Annotated in this window: 19 protein-coding genes; 4 read left to right on the top strand and 15 right to left on the bottom strand. The window is 73.5% G+C overall.

Going from position 1 to position 16548, the window contains the following annotated elements; genetic code table 11:
• Positions 1-117: 117 nt before the first annotated feature.
• Entirely contained in the window at positions 118-1944 is a 1827-nt protein-coding gene (locus ACLQ26_RS02795; protein ID WP_425742945.1) for an AMP-dependent synthetase/ligase, read from the top strand.
• A gap of 62 nt (positions 1945-2006) precedes the next feature.
• On the opposite strand, the gene ACLQ26_RS02790 is transcribed toward ACLQ26_RS02795, so the two are convergent.
• The gene (locus ACLQ26_RS02790; protein WP_425742944.1) at positions 2007-3464 is read right to left on the bottom strand and encodes a PLP-dependent aminotransferase family protein; all 1458 of its coding nucleotides are present in this window, start codon (positions 3462-3464) and stop codon (positions 2007-2009) included.
• 59 nt (positions 3465-3523) lie between these two features.
• On the opposite strand from ACLQ26_RS02790, the gene ACLQ26_RS02785 reads away from it, so the two are divergent.
• Positions 3524-4183, top strand: coding sequence for a YczE/YyaS/YitT family protein (locus ACLQ26_RS02785; RefSeq protein WP_425742943.1), 660 nt, complete (start codon positions 3524-3526; stop codon positions 4181-4183).
• Between the two features lie 102 nt (positions 4184-4285).
• Complete coding sequence (locus ACLQ26_RS02780) at positions 4286-4747, top strand: hypothetical protein (RefSeq protein WP_393302173.1); 462 nt, start codon at positions 4286-4288, stop codon at positions 4745-4747.
• Positions 4748-4960: 213 nt separating this feature from the next.
• On the opposite strand, the gene hisF is transcribed toward ACLQ26_RS02780, so the two are convergent.
• The 12 genes from hisF to hisD all read right to left on the bottom strand — a co-directional run bounded on the left by hisF (position 4961) and on the right by hisD (position 13104).
• Positions 4961-5728, bottom strand: coding sequence for an imidazole glycerol phosphate synthase subunit HisF (hisF, locus tag ACLQ26_RS02775; protein WP_355134849.1), 768 nt, complete (start codon positions 5726-5728; stop codon positions 4961-4963).
• A gap of 73 nt (positions 5729-5801) precedes the next feature.
• A complete protein-coding gene (locus ACLQ26_RS02770; protein ID WP_425742942.1) occupies positions 5802-6800 on the bottom strand; it encodes an NADP-dependent oxidoreductase in 999 nt (332 codons plus the stop codon).
• Between the two features lie 47 nt (positions 6801-6847).
• Entirely contained in the window at positions 6848-7279 is a 432-nt protein-coding gene (locus tag ACLQ26_RS02765) for an organic hydroperoxide resistance protein (protein WP_425742941.1), read from the bottom strand.
• 5 nt (positions 7280-7284) lie between these two features.
• Positions 7285-7731 carry a MarR family winged helix-turn-helix transcriptional regulator gene (locus ACLQ26_RS02760; protein WP_425742940.1) on the bottom strand — a complete coding sequence of 149 codons (447 nt, stop codon included), beginning with the start codon at positions 7729-7731 and terminating at the stop codon, positions 7285-7287.
• A gap of 78 nt (positions 7732-7809) precedes the next feature.
• Positions 7810-8199 carry a RidA family protein gene (locus tag ACLQ26_RS02755; protein WP_425742939.1) on the bottom strand — a complete coding sequence of 130 codons (390 nt, stop codon included), beginning with the start codon at positions 8197-8199 and terminating at the stop codon, positions 7810-7812.
• The gene (priA, locus tag ACLQ26_RS02750) at positions 8196-8921 is read right to left on the bottom strand and encodes a bifunctional 1-(5-phosphoribosyl)-5-((5-phosphoribosylamino)methylideneamino)imidazole-4-carboxamide isomerase/phosphoribosylanthranilate isomerase PriA (RefSeq protein WP_363682960.1); all 726 of its coding nucleotides are present in this window, start codon (positions 8919-8921) and stop codon (positions 8196-8198) included. Before priA ends, ACLQ26_RS02755 begins: the two co-directional genes overlap by 4 nt.
• 14 nt (positions 8922-8935) lie before the next feature.
• Positions 8936-9259, bottom strand: coding sequence for a hypothetical protein (locus ACLQ26_RS02745; protein WP_007462979.1), 324 nt, complete (start codon positions 9257-9259; stop codon positions 8936-8938).
• 39 nt (positions 9260-9298) lie between these two features.
• Positions 9299-9934, bottom strand: coding sequence for an imidazole glycerol phosphate synthase subunit HisH (hisH, locus tag ACLQ26_RS02740; RefSeq protein WP_425742938.1), 636 nt, complete (start codon positions 9932-9934; stop codon positions 9299-9301).
• Positions 9931-10104: a hypothetical protein gene (locus ACLQ26_RS02735; RefSeq protein WP_007462983.1), complete on the bottom strand. Its 174-nt coding sequence runs from the start codon at positions 10102-10104 to the stop codon at positions 9931-9933. The genes hisH and ACLQ26_RS02735 overlap by 4 nt, the downstream gene beginning before the upstream one ends.
• A complete protein-coding gene (hisB, locus tag ACLQ26_RS02730) occupies positions 10104-10715 on the bottom strand; it encodes an imidazoleglycerol-phosphate dehydratase HisB (RefSeq protein WP_007462985.1) in 612 nt (203 codons plus the stop codon). Before hisB ends, ACLQ26_RS02735 begins: the two co-directional genes overlap by 1 nt.
• Positions 10712-11785 carry a histidinol-phosphate transaminase gene (locus ACLQ26_RS02725; RefSeq protein ID WP_425742937.1) on the bottom strand — a complete coding sequence of 358 codons (1074 nt, stop codon included), beginning with the start codon at positions 11783-11785 and terminating at the stop codon, positions 10712-10714. The genes hisB and ACLQ26_RS02725 overlap by 4 nt, the downstream gene beginning before the upstream one ends.
• Positions 11782-13104 (bottom strand): histidinol dehydrogenase, encoded by a 1323-nt coding sequence (hisD, locus tag ACLQ26_RS02720; protein WP_425742936.1) that lies wholly within the window; start codon positions 13102-13104, stop codon positions 11782-11784. The genes ACLQ26_RS02725 and hisD overlap by 4 nt, the downstream gene beginning before the upstream one ends.
• Before the next feature lie 105 nt (positions 13105-13209).
• Here hisD and ACLQ26_RS02715 point away from each other — a divergent pair, with 105 nt between their 5' ends.
• A complete protein-coding gene (locus ACLQ26_RS02715) occupies positions 13210-13914 on the top strand; it encodes an LON peptidase substrate-binding domain-containing protein (protein ID WP_425742935.1) in 705 nt (234 codons plus the stop codon).
• On the opposite strand, the gene ACLQ26_RS02710 is transcribed toward ACLQ26_RS02715, so the two are convergent.
• Both ACLQ26_RS02710 and ACLQ26_RS02705 read right to left on the bottom strand, forming a co-directional pair.
• On the bottom strand, positions 13829-14692 hold the full coding sequence (locus tag ACLQ26_RS02710; RefSeq protein WP_425742934.1) for a DUF2567 domain-containing protein: 864 nt from the start codon (positions 14690-14692) through the stop codon (positions 13829-13831). The two genes, ACLQ26_RS02715 and ACLQ26_RS02710, sit on opposite strands and share 86 nt — an antisense overlap.
• Before the next feature lie 56 nt (positions 14693-14748).
• A complete protein-coding gene (locus ACLQ26_RS02705) occupies positions 14749-16518 on the bottom strand; it encodes an AAA family ATPase (RefSeq protein ID WP_425742933.1) in 1770 nt (589 codons plus the stop codon).
• Positions 16519-16548 lie beyond the last annotated feature (30 nt).

Here is a 16548-nt window from a genome sequence, read left to right as displayed (position 1 = left end):
AACGGGGCCGCCGGTCGATCACCCGCACTAGCCGATGCCCGGTGGCAGGCAATACTCTTCGGTAACCACTATGACGTGACGCCCGTCACGCCACCACCCCCGAAGGCGGCTACAGCGATGGCTCTCGATGTACCGTACCGTTCCATCCCGGACATGTTCCTCAAGCGCGTGGCGGCCACCCCCGACCAGCACGCGTTCGCGTCCCCGACCCCCGACGATTCGGGCCCCGACTGGCTGACCTGGGAGCAGGTCGGCCAGCGCGCCAAGGCCGTGGCCGCCGGCCTGCACGCGCTCGGCGTCGGCCAGGAGAACCCGGTCGCCATCCTCGCCAACACCCGGCTGGACTGGGTGGTCGCCGATCTCGGCATCATGTGCGCGGGCGGAGCGACCACCACCGTCTACCCGACCACCGAGCCGGCGGACGCGACATACATCATCGCTGACTCCGCCTCACGGGTGCTCTTCGCGGAGAACCCGGCGCAGGCCGCCAAGATCGCCGGCGCGGCCCTGCCGGCGCTGACCCACGTGGTGCTCTTCGACGGCACCCCGGACCCGAGCGCCGCGGTGCCCCAGCTCACCCTCACCGAGCTGGAGGCGCGGGGCACCGACGTGCTGGCCGCCGAGCCCGATCTGGTCGACATGCTGGTGGCCGGCATCGGTCCGGACCACCTGGCCACGCTGATCTACACCTCCGGCACCACCGGTCAGCCCAAGGGTGTCGAGCTGCTGCACGGCGGCTGGTGCTGGGAGGCCGTGGCGCAGGCGGAGGTCGGGCTGCTGCGCGACGACGACCTGCAGTACCTGTGGCTGCCGCTGGCCCACTCCTTCGGCAAGACGCTGCTCTGCGGCGCGATCCACGTCGGTCTGCCCACCTACGTCGACGGGCGGGTGGAGAAGCTCGTCGACCTGCTCGCGGTGATCCAGCCGACCCTGATGTGCGGGGCTCCCCGGGTCTTCGAGAAGGTCTACAACCGCGCGGTGACCACCGCCCAGGGCGCCGGCGGCGCGAAGGCGAAGATCTTCGCCTGGGGTGTCCAGGTCGGCAAGGAGAAGGTCGCCCTGGAGCAGGCCGGCAAGCCGGTGCCGGCCGGGTTGAAGCTGCGCTACGGGCTGGCCGAGAAGCTGGTGTTCAGCAAGCTCCAGGCCCGCCTGGGCGGCCGGATGCGGGTGCTGGTCTCCGGCGCCGCACCGCTGAGCCCGGAGATCGCCACCTTCTTCGCCGCCGCCAACCTGCCGATCTCCGAGGGCTACGGCCTCACCGAGACCAGCGCCGGCAACTTCGTCAACCCGCCCTCCGGGCTGCGGATCGGCACGGTCGGGCAGGCGATGGGCGATCTGGAGTGCAGGATCGACAGCGACGGCGAGATCCTGGTCCGCGGCCGGCCCGTGATGCGCGGCTACCACAACCTGCCGGAGGAGACCGCCGCCGCGTTCACCGAGGACGGCTTCTTCCGCACCGGTGACATCGGCAGCCTGGACGAGCAGGGCTACCTACGGATCACCGACCGCAAGAAGGACCTGGTCAAGACCTCGGGCGGCAAGTACATCGCGCCCTCGCACATCGAGGGGATGTTCAAGGCCATCTGCCCGTACACCTCGCAGGCGGTCGTGGTCGGTCAGGCCCGCAACTTCTGCACGATGCTCGTCACGCTGGACCCGGACGCCATCCGGGGCTGGGTGGCCGGCGGCCCCCTCGAGGGCCGCGACTACGCCGAGATCGTCGCCTCGCCGGAGGCGCAGGCGATGGTCGAGGAGTACGTCGCCCAGCTCAACGCCAAGCTCAACCGCTGGGAGACGATCAAGAAGGTGGCGATCCTGCCGCGCGACCTGACAATCGAGGACGGCGAGATCACCCCGTCGTTGAAGATCAAGCGGCGCGGCGTGGAGAGCAACTTCGCCGCCGAGATCGACAAGATGTACGCCGGCACCCTCGCCGAGTTGTAGCAGCGGCGCCGATGGCCCCGCACCCGCCCGGGTGTGGGGCCATCGGCGTGTGTGTCGGGTGCTCAGGCGATGACGGACGGCTCCCGCCAGCGCTGCCGGCCGGTCCGATCCAGGTCGTAGCGGACCGTGGCGATCCGCTCCACGGCCTCCACCAGGTCGGCGGCCGGCAGGGTGAACGGCAGCCGCAGGAACCGCTCCAGGGTGCCGTCCAGACCGAACCGGGGGCCGGGCGCGAGGCGGACGCCCACCTCCTCGGCGGCCCGGGCGAGGGCGCTGGAGACCGGGCCGTCCAGCTCTACCCAGAGGGTCACGCCACCGCGCGGCACCGTCACCCGCCAGTCCGGAAGTCGGTGCGCCAGCGCGGCCAGCAACGCGTCACGCTGGGCGGCGAGCTGGGCCCGGCGGGCCGCGACGATTGCCGACGCGTCGGCGAGCAGGTGCACCGCGACCAACTGGTCGAGCACCGGGCTGGACATGTCCACGCCCACCCGGACGGCGGCCAGCCGCTGCACCTGCGGCGCGGAGGCGCGGACCCAGCCGATCCGCAGGCCACCCCAGTACGGTTTGCTCATCCCCCCGATGCTCACCACACGCGAGTGCCTGTCGAACGTGGCCGTGGGCGGGGGCAGCTCGGTGCCGTCCAGCGGCAGGTCCACGAAGGACTCGTCGACGATCAGGTCGGTGCCGACCGCGTGGGCGGCCGCGACCACACGCTCGCGCAACGCCGACGGCATCAGGTGCCCGGTCGGATTCTGGAACTCCGGAATCAGGTACGCCAGCTTGGGCCGGGTCTGCCGCAGGCTGCCCAGCAGCAGGTCGGGCTCCCAGCCACCGGCGTCGGCGGACAGCCCGTGGGTCGTGATCCGGGCCCGTCGGCCGGCCAGCGCGGCGAGCGCGTTGGGGTAGGTCGGGGACTCCACCAGAACGCTCCCGCCGGGCGCGAGGGCGAGGCGTAGCACCAGGTCCAGGGCGTGCTGGGTGCCGCTGGTGACCATGATCTGGTCGGCCGAGGTGGGCAACCCGCGGGCGGTGTAGCCGTCAGCCACGGCCTCGCGCAGCTCCCCGATCCCGGTCGGGTGGTATCCGGCCCCGCCCAGGTAGCGGGGCAGATCCTCGGCGGCGGCCCGCGCGGCGCCGAGCAGCTGCGGCGGGGCGGCCAGCGCGGCGACGCCCAGGTCGATCATCTCCCGGTCGTCCAGCGGGGTCCACAGACCCGTGCTGGCGACCCGGTGGTTGCCGGGCAGCATCGTCCAGCTGCCGGCGCCCCGGCGACTGGCCAGGTGCCCGGTCTCGCGCAGCTCCCGGTACGCGGCGGTGACAGTGGTGCGACTGATCCGCAGCGCCTCGGCCAGTTCGCGTTCCGCCGGGAGGCGGACACCCAGCGGAAGCCGGGCGTCGGCGAGCAGGCCACGCACCGCCGCGGCCAGGGCGGCGTAGTCCGGGCTGCGGCGACGGCCCGGAAGAGCGTGCCACTGCCCCAGCAACCGGGCCAATTGGACGCCTCGCACCTGACCTGTCATGGCCACTCCTCGGATATTGGCTTCTTCCTAGGCGAGAATTGGCACCTAGGGTGGCATGCATGGCACTGATTGGCAATCTGCGGCAACGGCCGGTGCGGCGGCTCACCCAGCTCTACGCCGGGCTCGTCCTCTACGGGGTCAGCATGGCCCTCATGGTCCGCTCCGACCTGGGCCTCGACCCGTGGGACGTCTTCCACCAGGGGTTGTCCGAGCTGACCCGGCTCTCCTTCGGCACCGTCACCATCGGCGTCGGCGCGCTGGTGCTGCTGCTGTGGATCCCGCTGCGCCAGCGACCCGGCCTCGGCACCGTCAGCAACGTGGTGGTGATCGGCCTGGTGGTGGACGCCACCCTGGCCCTGCTGCCCACCGGTGGCCCCCTCGGCGTCCGCATCGCTCTGTTGATCACCGGGATCGTCGCCAACGGTGCCGCCACCGCGCTCTATCTCGGTGCCCAGTTGGGTCCCGGCCCGCGCGACGGGCTGATGACCGGCCTCGTCGCCCGCCGGCCCTGGTGGTCGATCCGGCTGGTACGCACGGTCATCGAGGTCACCGTGCTCGCGCTGGGCTTTCTGCTCGGCGGCACGGTGGGCGTGGGCACCGTCGCGTACGCGCTTGCCATCGGCCCACTGGCACAGTTCTTCATCCCGCTCGTCGCGGTGCCCGCGCCGGCTGCCGTCACGGGCGACCCGCCGAGCGCCGCTCCCGCCCCGGCAGCCTGAGTGCTCACCTACCGTTCACAGCCCGGCACGCCGTGCTGGTGCGAGCGGGCTCGTTGGAGGGTGGGTGTTCCCTTCCGCGACGCTCGCCGTCATCATCTCTGCATGGGGGAGAACGGTTGGCGCTGGAGCGACGCCTGGATCTTCGTCTCGTTGGTGATCGCGAGCGGGGCCGGGCGGCACCGACGGTCCGCGACCAGTCGCCGGCCGGAGGGCGTACGTCTGACCGACGTGCTGTCCACCGCCGATCACCTCAACCAGACGATTCCGCAGCGGCACGAGGTGGAGGTCGCGGTCCAGCGGCTGGTCGGGGCGGGTCTGGTCACCGTCGCGGACGGCTGGTTCCGCATCACCTCGGAGGGTGAGCAGCTCTGGCGCTCCCGGCCCCGCGCCGGGGTGGCGACGATGGTGGACACCGTGCAGGGGGTGTTGAGCCGCCGGCACGCGCCGGGACGCGCCGAGTGGATCCTGGACGAGGCCGAGCACGCGGCGGCCGTGCAGGAGTACGCGGTCCGGTCGATCCCCACCCCCCGCCGGTCATCCGAGGGCCACTCCGGCGGGCACTGACGGCTTGCTCCACCACTGGCCGGCGGGTGGCGGATTCTGGCCGAACATGAGCAGCGGTACGGGCGATGCCCGGTCTGCGGCACGCCGGCCAGGCGGTGGGTGTCGACGTGCTGTTGAGCGGTATACCGCAGAGGTATAAATATGACTCTGAGGTATACCGCTGACGACCGCATCCGCGCCCACGGCGGTTACCGACGGTCACCGCCGGCCCGCTCAGCGCACGGGGTGGCCGCTGCGGCGCAGCGCGTCCTTGACCTCGCCCACCGTCAGCTCGCCGAAGTGGAAGACGCTTGCGGCGAGCACCGCGTCGGCGCCGGCCCCGATCGCGGGCGGGAAGTGCGCCACCTCGCCGGCCCCACCGCTGGCCACGACCGGCACGTCCACCACGGCCCGCACCGCGCCGATCAGCTCCAGGTCGAAGCCCGCCTTGGTGCCGTCGGCGTCCATCGAGTTGAGCAGGATCTCCCCCGCACCCAGCTCGGCCACCTGCCGCGCCCAGCGCACCGCGTCGAGACCGGTGCCGCGCCGACCGCCGTGGGTGGTGACCTCGAACCCGCTGGGTGTGACGCCGGCCGGGGCACGGCGGACGTCGAGGGAGAGCACGAGCACCTGGCGGCCGAACCGGTCGGCGATCTCGGCGATCAGCTCCGGCCGCGCGATGGCGGCGGTGTTCACGCCGACCTTGTCCGCTCCCGCCCGCAGCAGCGTGTCGACGTCGCCGACCTGCCGGACCCCACCACCGACGGTCAGCGGGATGAAGACCGACTCGGCGGTGCGGCGCACCACGTCGAGCATGGTGCCCCGATCGCTGGAGGACGCGGTGACGTCGAGGAAGGTCAGCTCGTCGGCGCCGGCCCGGTCGTACGCGGCGGCCAGCTCCACCGGGTCGCCGGCGTCTCGCAGGTCGAGGAAGTTGACCCCCTTGACCACGCGCCCGGCGTCCACGTCGAGGCAGGGGATCACGCGTACCGCCACCGTCATGCCGCCACCCTATCCTCCGCGCGAGGCGCGGCGGCCGACCCGACCGGGCCGACCGCCGCGCACCACGAACCGCTCACAGACGAACGAGCATCTTGCCCAGGTTCTCGCCGCGCAGCAGACCGAGGAACGCCGCCGGGGCGTTCTCGATGCCGTCGACGACCGTCTCGTCGTAGGAGAGCGTGCCCTCGCGCAGCCAGCCCGCGACGTCGCTGACGAACGCGTTGCGCAGGTGGTTGTGATCGTTGACCAGGAAGCCGCGCAGGGTGAGCCGCTTGCCGATGACCAGGGACAGGTTGCGGGGCGCGGCGGGCGGCTCGGTGTCGTTGTACTGGGCGATCATGCCGCAGATCGCGGCCCGGCCGTGCAGGTTCATGGCCGAGATCGCCGCCTCCAGGTGGTCGCCGCCGACGTTGTCGAAGTAGACGTCGACACCGTCCGGGGCGGCCGCCCGCAGCGAGTCGCGGACCGGCCCGTCGTGGTAGTCGAACGCGGCGTCGAAGCCCAGCGCCCGCAGCCGCTCGACCTTGGCGGCCGAGCCGGCGCTGCCGATGACCCGGCCCGCGCCCTTGAGCTTGGCGATCTGGCCGACCAGGCTGCCGACCGAGCCGGCCGCGGCGGAGACGAAGACCGTCTCGCCGGGCTTCATCGCGGCGACCTCCAGCAGACCGGCGTACGCGGTCAGCCCGGGCATGCCGAGCACGCTGAGGTACGCGCTGGCCGGCGCGAGGGCGGGGTCGACCTTGCGGGCGGCGGTGGCGTCGAGCAGCGCGTACTCCCGCCAGCCCAGCCCGTGCAGCACGGTGTCGCCGACCGCGACGTCGGCCGACTCGCTGGCCACCACCTCGCCGATCGCGGCACCGTCGAGCGGGGCGTCGAGGGCGAACGGCGGCACGTACGACTTGACGTCGTTCATCCGTCCCCGCATGTACGGGTCGACGGACAGGTACTGGTTGCGGACCACGATCTGGCCCGGTCCGGGCGTCGGGACGTCGGTCTCGACGAGCCGGAAGGTGTCGTCGGTGGGCCAGCCCTCGGGGCGGCGGGCCAGGTGGATCTCGCGGTTGCTTGTCATCGGGTGGTCGTCCTCTCGTCCGCGGGTGGGGTCCGGATCCGCGGGCGTCAGGCGGCCAGGGTCTCGCGGACGGTAAGCGCGACCTCGATGTTGCCGCGGGTGGCGTTGGAGTACGGGCAGACCTGGTGGGCCTGCTCGACGAGCTGCTCGGCGGCGTCGCGGGCGACGGCCGGCAGGTCGACGACGAGCCGCACGGTGAGCCCGAAGCCACCGCTGCCGTTCGGGCCGATGCCGACCTCGGCGGCGACGACGGAGTCGCTCACGTCCGCCTTGGCACGACGGGCCACCAGGCGCAGGGCGCTGTGGAAGCAGGCCGCGTAGCCGGCGGCGAAGAGCTGCTCGGGGTTGGCGGCGCCACCCGCGCCACCCATCTCCTTGGGCACCGCCAGGTCGAGCGCGAGGGTGCCGTCGGAGGTCTCGACGTGGCCGTCCCGGCCGTCGCCCGTGGCGGTCGCGGACGCGGTGTAGAGAGCCTTCATGAGAGTCACTGCTCCTTCTGTCGGTGGATGGTGTCGGTGACCCGGGTGAGGGTGTCGCGCAGCGCGACGAGCTCGCTGATGCCCAGGCCGGTGGCCTGCGCGATCCGCAGTGGGACGTCGCACACCTGCTCCCGCAGCGCCCGACCCTGCTCGGTGAGGCCCACCTCGACCCGCCGCTCGTCGCGCGCCGACCGCCGCCGCACCACCAGGCCCGCTCCCTCCAGCCGCTTGAGCAGCGGGGAGAGCGTGCCGGAGTCCAACCGCAGCTCGGCGCCGAGCTCGGACACCGTGGGCGCGTCGTCGGGGCGTTCCCAGAGCACCAGCAGCACCAGGTACTGCGGATAGGTCAGCCCGAACTCGTCGAGGATCGGCCGGTACACGTCGGTCAGGGCACGCGACGCGGCGTAGAGCGCGAAGCACACCTGCCGGCGCAGCACCAGGTCATCGGTCACCCGTGAACCGTAGCCCGCAATTAAGTTGTGCACAACTTATCTGGCCGGAAGGCGGCCGTGACGAGCGCCACCGGCAGCTCAACTGTCGCCGACGTACGCCTCCAACTCCACCTCGACCAGATGCTCCGGATCGAGCAGGCCTGCCACCACCACAAGCGTCGCCACCGGCCGGACCGCCCCGAAAACCGCGTTGTGCGCCCTACCCACCTCGTCGGCGTGCAACCGGTCGGTCACGTACATCCGGGTCCGGACCACGTCACCCGGCTCCACGCCCACCTCGGCCAGCGCCGCCAACCCGATCCGCAACGCCTGCGCGGTCTGCGCGGCGGCGTCCCCGACGTGCACCACCCGGCCGTCGACAGTGGCCGTGCAGCCAGCCGTCAGGGCCAGGTCACCGGCCCGGACCACCCGGGAGTAGCCGTACTGCTGCTCCCACGGACCGCCCGAGCCCAGCCGGGTGACCGTCACGCCTCGGCCAACGTCCGCAGCGCCTCGGCCACCGTGAACGCGCCCGCGTACAGCGCCTTGCCGGCGATCACGCCCTCCACGCCCAGCGGCTCCAACGTGGCCAGCGCGCGCAGGTCGTCCAGGGTGGACACCCCACCCGAGGCGATCACCGGCCGGTCGGTACGCGCGCACACCTCGCGCAGCAGATCCAGGTTCGGCCCGCGCATCGTGCCGTCCTTGGTGATGTCGGTGACCACGTACCGCGTGGCGCCCGCCTTGTCCAGGCGCTCCAGCACCTCGTACAGGTCGCCGCCGTCGCGGGTCCAGCCCCGCGCCGACAGGGTCTGACCGCGTACGTCCAAGCCGATCGCGACCCGGTCCCCGTACTCCCCGACCACCCGGTCACACCACTCCGGGTTCTCCAACGCGGCGGTGCCGATGTTCACCCGGCTCGCCCCGGTGCCCAGCGCCGCGCGCAGCGACTCGTCGTCACGGATGCCACCGGACAACTCCACCTGCACGTCCAACTGGCGCACCACCTCGGCGAGCAGGTGCGCGTTGGTGCCCCGGCCGAACGCCGCGTCCAGGTCGACCAGGTGGATCCACTCGGCGCCGTCGCGCTGCCACGCCAGCGCCGCGTCCAGCGGCTCGCCGTAGTTGCTCTCGCTGCCGGCAGCGCCCTGCACGAGCCGGACAGCCCGGCCGTCGGCGACATCCACGGCGGGTAACAGGGTGAGACTCAACGTCTTCTCCTCGATCAGGTACGACGGTCCAGAGCGATCACCACGATCGCCGGCAGTACGAGAAGCAACAGCACGATAAGCGCGACACGCAGCGCCAGATCGTCGACGAACGTCCAGATCAGGATCAGCGCCGCCCCGGTGAGCAGCACGATCGCCGCCCGCTCACCCCGCGTGTGCCGAGCCAGCCGACCCGTGCGGCCCCGCCGCAACTGCGGCGTCAACCGGCGGACCACCGCGCGGCGGCGCTGCCGACGCGCCACCCGGCGCTGCCGGGCCGCCCGCTCCCGCGCCAGGACCGCCTCGCGTTCGGCCCGCCGACGGGCCCGCTCCCGGCTCACCGGGACGCCCGCCCGCCGGACACCTGGCGGCGCCGGCGCTCAGTCACCGGCGGGCAGGGTGGCGAGCCAGTTGCGCAGCAACGCGGCACCGGTGTCGGCGGACTTCTCCGGGTGGAACTGCGCCGCCGACAGCGGCCCACGCTCCACCGCCGCCACGAAGTCGGTGTCGTGGTGGGCAGTCGTCACCACCGCCCCCGCAGCCGCCAACGCCGCCGGGTCACCCATCGCGTACGAGTGCACGAAGTAGTACCGGCTCTGCGCCGGCGACCCGGCGAACAGCACCGACTCCCGGGGTGCACGGACCGTGTTCCAGCCCATGTGCGGCAGGCGGTGCGCGGCCAACCGGGTCACCCCGCCGGGCAGCAACCCGAGGCCCTTCGTCACCACCCCGTGCTCCTCGCCGTGCTCGAAGAGCACCTGCATGCCCACACAGATGCCGAGCACCGGGCGACCCGCGGCCACCCGCTCCGCGATCACCGGGCCGGCGCCGAGCGCCTCGATACCCGCCATGCACGCCGCGTACGCGCCCACACCCGGCACCACCAGGCCGTCTGCGGCGGCCGCCGCAGCGAGATCGTCGGTGACCCGGACCGTCGCACCCGCCGCGGCCAACGCCCGCTCCGCCGAGCGCAGATTGCCCGAGCCGTAGTCGAGCACCACCACGTCAGCGGTCACGACCCCGACTCCGGGATCAGCCGGAGCACCCCGGCGGCCGTGGCGAGCAGCGCGAGCAGCGCCGTGATCAGCACGGCGCCCCTCGGCGCACCCTGCCGGTGCAGCGACCACGCGCCACCCACCAGCACCCCGGCCAGGATCAGCAGCAACGTCGGCAACGCGGCACCCATTAGAGAGCCCCCTTCGTGCTCGGGATCGCGCCCGCCGCCCGTGGGTCGATCGCGGTGGCCTCGCGCAACGCCCGGGACACCGCCTTGAACTGGGCCTCCACCACGTGGTGCGCGTCCGGGTGCCCACCCGGGCGGGCCGCCCGCAGCACGTCGACGTGCAGGGTGATCCGGGCCGCCTGGCCGAACGACTCCCAGATGTGCCGGGTCATGCTTGTCGGATAGACCGGCCCGATGTACGGCGCCAGCACCGGCTCGTCGTGCACCACGTACGGCCGGCCGGACAGGTCCACCGCGGCCCGCACCAGCACCTCGTCCATCGGGACGGTCGCCGAACCGTACCGCCGGATGCCTGCCTTGTCGCCCAGCGCCTCGTCGAACGCGGCGCCCAGCGCGAGCGCCGTGTCCTCCATCGTGTGGTGCGCGTCGATCTCCAGGTCACCCACCGTCCGCACGGTCAGGTCGTAGCCGCCGTGGCGGGCGATCTGATTGAGCATGTGGTCGTAGAAGCCCACGCCGGTGCTGATCTCGGCGGCGCCGGTGCCGTCGAGGTCGATCTCGACGAGGACCTTGGTCTCCTTGGTGATCCGCTCCACCCGGGCGGTCCGACTCATGACAGTGTCTCCATCGCAGAAAGGAAGGCGTCGGTCTCGTCGGGGGTGCCGGCGGTCACCCGCAGCCAGCCGGGCAGACCGACGTCGCGAACCAGCACCCCCTGCGCCAGCAGGGCGCGCCAGGCGGCGCTCTGGTCGCCGCCGACCTCGAACAGCACGAAGTTCGCGTCGCTGTCGGCCACCCGCAGGCCGCGTCCGCGCAGCGTCGCGACGATCCGGTCCCGCTGGGCCATGATCGCGCTCACCGTACCGAGCAGAGCATCGCGGTGGGCGAGCGCCGCGCGGGCGGCGGCCTGGGTCAGTGCCGACAGGTGGTACGGAAGGCGGACCAGCTGCACCGCCCGCACCACCGCCGGGTCGGCGGCCAGGTAGCCCAGCCGGCCGCCGGCGAAGCCGAACGCCTTGCTCATCGTGCGCGTGACCACGAGCCGCGGGTGGCCGGGGAGCACCGCGAGGGCGCTCACCGTGCCCGGCCGGGCGAACTCGGCGTACGCCTCGTCGACGACCACCATGCCGGGCGCGACGTCGAGCACCGCGGCGACCACCGCCGGGGCCAGTGCCGTGCCCGTGGGGTTGTTCGGCGAGCAGAGGAAGACCACGTCGGGCCGGTGCGCGCGAACCTGGGCGACCGCCTCCTCGGCGGTCAACCCGAAGTCGACGCCGCGTTCGGCGGGCACCCACCGGGTGCCGGTGCCGAGGGCCAGCAGCGGGTGCATCGAGTACGCCGGCACGAAACCCAGCGCGGTGCGCCCCGGCCCGCCGAACGCCTGCAACAGCTGCTGCTGGATCTCGTTGGAGCCGTTGGCCGCCCAGACGTGCTCGACGGTCAGGCCGTGCCCCAGGTAGTCGGCCAGGTCGGTGCGCAGCGCCATCGCGTCCCGGTCCGGATAGCGGTTCAGGTCGCGCAGCTCGGCGGCGAGCGCCTTGCCGATCGCGTCGACGACCGGCTCCGGCACCGGGTAGGAGTTCTCGTTGGTGTTGAGCCGCACCGCCACGTCGAGCTGCGGCGCCCCGTACGGCGACAGACCGCGCAGGTCGTCGCGGATCGGCAGATCGTCGAGCGAGGTCACGCCAGCCCTCCCGGGAAGCGGGCCTGCACGGCCTGGCCGTGCGCCGGCAGGTCCTCCACGTTCGCCAGGGTGACCACGTGGGGGGCCACCTCGCGCAGCGCGGCCTCCGTGTACTCGATGAGGTGCACGCCGCGCAGGAACGACTGCACGGACAGCCCGGACGAGTGCCGGGCGCAGCCACCGGTGGGCAGCACGTGGTTGGAGCCGGCGCAGTAGTCGCCGAGCGACACCGGCGACCAGGCGCCCACGAAGATCGCTCCGGCGTTGCGCACCCGCAGCGCCCACTCCCGGGCGTCGACCGTCTGGATCTCCAGGTGCTCGGCCGCGTACGCGTCGACCACCCGCAGCCCCGCCTCGAGGTCGTCGACCAGGACCACGCCGCTCTGCTCGCCGGTCAGCGCCGTGGTCACCCGCTCGGCGTGCTTGGTGGCCGGCACCTGCCGGGCCAGCTCCCGCTCGACCGCCTCGACGAGCGCCGTCGACGGGGTGACAAGCACGCTCGCCGCGAGCGGGTCGTGCTCGGCCTGACTGATCAGGTCGGCGGCGACGTGCGCCGGGTCGGCGCTGTCGTCGGCCAGGATCGCGATCTCGGTCGGGCCGGCCTCGGCGTCGATGCCGACCACACCCCGCAGCAGCCGCTTGGCGGCGGTCACCCAGATGTTGCCGGGGCCGGTGACCAGGTCGACGGGATCGCACCGCAGCGTGCCGGTCGGGTCCACCGCGGCGCCGTACGCCAGCATCGCCACCGCCTGGGCGCCGCCCACGGCGTACACCTCGTCGACGCCGAGCAGCGCGCACGCGGCGAGCACCCGGGGATCGGGCAGGCCGCCGTTGTCCTTCTGCGGCGGGCTGACCACCACCAGCGAGCGCACCCCGGCCGCCTGGGCCGGCACCACGTTCATCACCACGGTCGACGGGTACATGGCCAGACCGCCGGGGACGTAGAGGCCCACCCGGTCGACGGGCAGCCACCGCTCGGTGACAGTGCCACCGGGCACGACCCGGGTCGTGTGGTCGGTGCGTCGCTGGTCGTCGTGCACCCGGCGGGCGCGGGCGATCGACTCCAGCAGCGCGGCACGCACCGCCGGGTCGAGCACCCCCTCGGCCTCGGCGATCGCCTCCACCGGCACCCGCAGCACCTCCGGGGAGATGCCGTCGAACCGCTCGCTTGCCTCCCGGATCGCCGGGTACCCATGCTCCCGGACCGCCTCGACGAGCGGCTTGATCCGCTCGACGGCCACCGACACGTCGAGCTGGGCACGGGGCAGCAGGCGGCGCGGGTCACCGAGACCGTCGCGCAGGTCGATCCGATTCAGCACCCTTGCGAGTCTAGGCGGCCCGCCCGGAGCCCACCCAGCCGCCCGCTCGGCGGGACGGTGAGCCGGGCCACGCCGCCGCGGGCGCGATTGGTTAGGCTCGACCACGTGACCGCACGGCTGCCGGTGTTCCCGCTCGCAACGGTGCTCTTTCCCGGGTTGGTGCTGCCGCTGCACATCTTCGAGGAGCGTTACCGGGCCCTGGTCCGGCACCTGGTCGACCTGCCCGAGGGCGCGTCCCGCGAGTTCGGCGTGGTGGCCATCCAGTCCGGCTGGGAGGTCGCGCCCGCCGGGCCCGGCGGGCGCGCGACGCCAGGCGTCGGCGACGTCACCCTGCACGAGGTGGGCTGCACCGCCGAGCTGCGCCAGGTCACCGAGCTGGCCGACGGTGGCTTCGACATCGTCACGGTCGGCCGGCGCCGGTTCCGCATCGCCGAGGTCGACGAGAGCACCGAGCCCTACCTGACCGCCGAGGTCGAGTGGCTGCCCGAGGCGGCCGGGTCCGACGAGGTGGCCGACCTGCTGGCCGCCCGGGTGATCGCGGTGTTCCGGCAGTACCTCGGGCTGATCCGGTCCGACCCGGAGGAGATCTCCGAGCAGCTGCCGGAGGACCCCACGGTGCTCTCGCACCTGGTGGCGGCCACCGCCGCGCTGACAGTCGACGACAGGCAGCGGCTGCTGGCGATCGACGACACCGCCGCCCGGCTCCGCGCCGAGCTGCGGCTGCTCAACCGCGAGGCGGCTCTGCTGCGCCAGGTGCGGGCGGTTCCGGTGCCGCTGTCGGAGCTGGCGTCCCCGCCGACACCCAACTGAACGCCGCCGGGTCCGGCTCCGGCCGCAGGCCCGGCCAGCGCGACCAGCCGGCCAGCAGGGTGTACGTGACCGCGGCGCCGAACGCCGGCAGCAGCAGGTTGCCGTGCGGCACCGGCACCACGCCGAGCAGCCAGTCGATTCCGCCGGCGCGCAGGTCGGCGGGTTTGGTGAACGCCTGTCCGGCCGGGGCGCTGTCCAGGAGCCGATCGAACGTCGCCAGCCCGACCCGACGCCCCACCTGCCAGGCCACCGGCGCGGCGGCGAGCGTGCCGAGCACCGCGCCGAGCAGCCCGACCGGGCCGCGCCGGCGGCGCAGCAGGAACCACAGGGCCACCGCCGCGAGCACCCCGAAGGCCAGCCCGAGCAGGCTGAACCAGCCGTCCGCGGCGATCGGCTGCTCCGGCTGGGGATCGGCGTAGATCGCGCCCTCGGCGGTCTTGAGCACCGGGGTGTCCGGCGCGAGGACGGCCCAGAGCAGCCCGAGCGGCGCACCCAGCACGGCCAGGGCGACCACGACCCCGAGCACCGTCGTCACCGTCCGCAGCGGCCGGCGCGGCTCGTCGGGGGCGAGCTCCGCCTCGCCGGGGTACGCCGTCGCGGCCGGACCCTCGCCCGGGTACGCCGTCGCGGCCGGACCCTCGCCCGGGTCGAACGCGGGCGGCGGCGCTGCGGGCGGGGGCACGGCCGACGCCCCCTCCGCCGGTGCCGCACCCGAGGGTGGGGCGGGCCGGTCGGCGTCGTCGACGTGCCGCTCAGGGTCGGGGTTGTCCGGGCTCACCCGATGATCCTCTCAGGCCCCGTGACGGGCCGGGGCGCCGGTGGCGGCGAACCAGCTCACCGGGCGAACGGCTCCGCCATGGCCGCGGCGGCCCGCAGCCACGCCTGCCGGGTCTCCGGCTGGAGCTGGTGGTACTCGATCGACGAGCCGGTCTCCAACGCCGGGTCGTACGGCACCACCGCCACCGCGCGGGTACGCGTGGCGAAGTGCCGCTCCAGGTCGTCCTGCAGGGACGAGCGGCCGGGAGTGGGGCAGGAGATGAGGGTGACCGCGTTGTCGGCCAGTTCGCCCATGCCCTCCTCGTGCAGCAGGTCGAGCATCCAGTCGGCGCTGAACGCCGCGTCCTCGCGGGGCACCGTGGTCACCACCAACTGGTCGGCGGCCTGCATCACGGTGCGCCAGTTGGCGCTCTCCACGTTGTTGCCGGTGTCCACGCAGACCACGTCGTGCGTACGCCGCAGCAGTTCCAGCACCCGCTTGACGGTGAACTGGTCGAGCCGCTGGGCGAAGCGAGGGCTCTCCTCGCCGGCCAGCACGTCGTACGAGCCGTCGGAGGCGTGCCGCAGGTAGTCGTCCAGCCGCTCCAGCAGGGTCTCGCCCTCCAGGATCTCGATCTGGGCCAGGTCACCGATGAGGTGCCGGATGGTGCGCGCGTGCCGGGCGCTGCCGGCGCGCAGCCCCAGGGTGCCGCGCAGCTCGTTGTCGTCCCAGGCCAGCACACCCCGCCCGCGGACGCTGCCGACGGTGGCGGCGGCGAGCACCGTGGCGGTCGTCTTGTGCACCCCGCCCTTGGGGTTGGCGAACGCGAACACGCGGGGCGTGCCCAGATCGCGGCGGAGCACGCCTGTGGCGCGTTCCAGCTCCTGGTCGACGCCCTGTGGCCGCCACTCGATCCGGGCGGGGTAGCCGCGCTCGGCGATGGCCGAGCCCGGTGCCGTGGCGACCAGCGGGGCGGGCGGCGGCGATGCGGGCGGCGGAGCGACAGGTGGCGGCGCGACAGGTGGCGGCGCGACAGGTGGCGGCGCGACCGCCGCAATCGGCGGGGTCACCGGCGGCGCCTGTGTCGGGTAGCCGGTCTCCGGCTGGTAACCGGTCTCCAGCAGCGCGTACCGGGACTCCCCCGCCGGGTTGCCCTGCCGGTAGCCGTTGTCCAGGAGGGCGTAGCGCGACTCCGGCTCGGCCCGGCGCGACGGCGGCTCCGGCTCGGCCTGGTAACCCGGGTCGGCGCGGTAGGTCGGTTCGGCCTGGTAACCCGGGTCGGCGCGATAGGTCGGTTCGGCACGGTAACCCGGGTCGGCGCGGTACGTCGGCTCGGCGCGATAGTCCGGCTCCGCGCGATAGTCCGGCTCGGCCCGGTACGAGGGTTCCGCCCGGTAGTCCGGCTCGGCCCGGTACGTCGGCTCGGCCCGGTAGTCCGGCTCCGACCGGTACGTCGGCTCCGCCCGGTAGTCCGGCTCCGACCGGTACGCGGGCTCGGCCCGATAGTCCGGCTCCGACCGGTACGCCGGCTCCGCCCGGTAGTCCGGCTCCGACCGGTACCCCGGCTCGGCACGGTAGGCGGGGTCGACCCGGTAGGTCGCCTCGGCCCGGTAACCGGGCTCCTGGCCGTACGACAGATCGGCCGGATGCCCGATGGCCGACGCCCGCCCCGCGTAGCCGTTGGGGGCCGCGCGCCGCGGCAGTGGATCCGGCGGCGCCTCGTCGGCCCGGCGCTCGGGCTCGGGCTGCTCAGCGGCCCGACCGCCCAGCCGGGCGCGGTCCAGCAATGCCCGCCACCTCGGCGCTGGTTCGGCCGGCCGGCCCCAGCCGGTCTCACTGCCCTCCACGGCCCGCCCTCCCAGCACCATCGATCTCTG

The organism is Micromonospora sp. DT43, from assembly GCF_049841645.1.
GTDB lineage: Bacteria > Actinomycetota > Actinomycetes > Mycobacteriales > Micromonosporaceae > Micromonospora.
The sequence above is the reverse complement of the archived record's forward strand: the minus strand, read 5'-3'. Positions and strand labels throughout refer to the sequence as shown.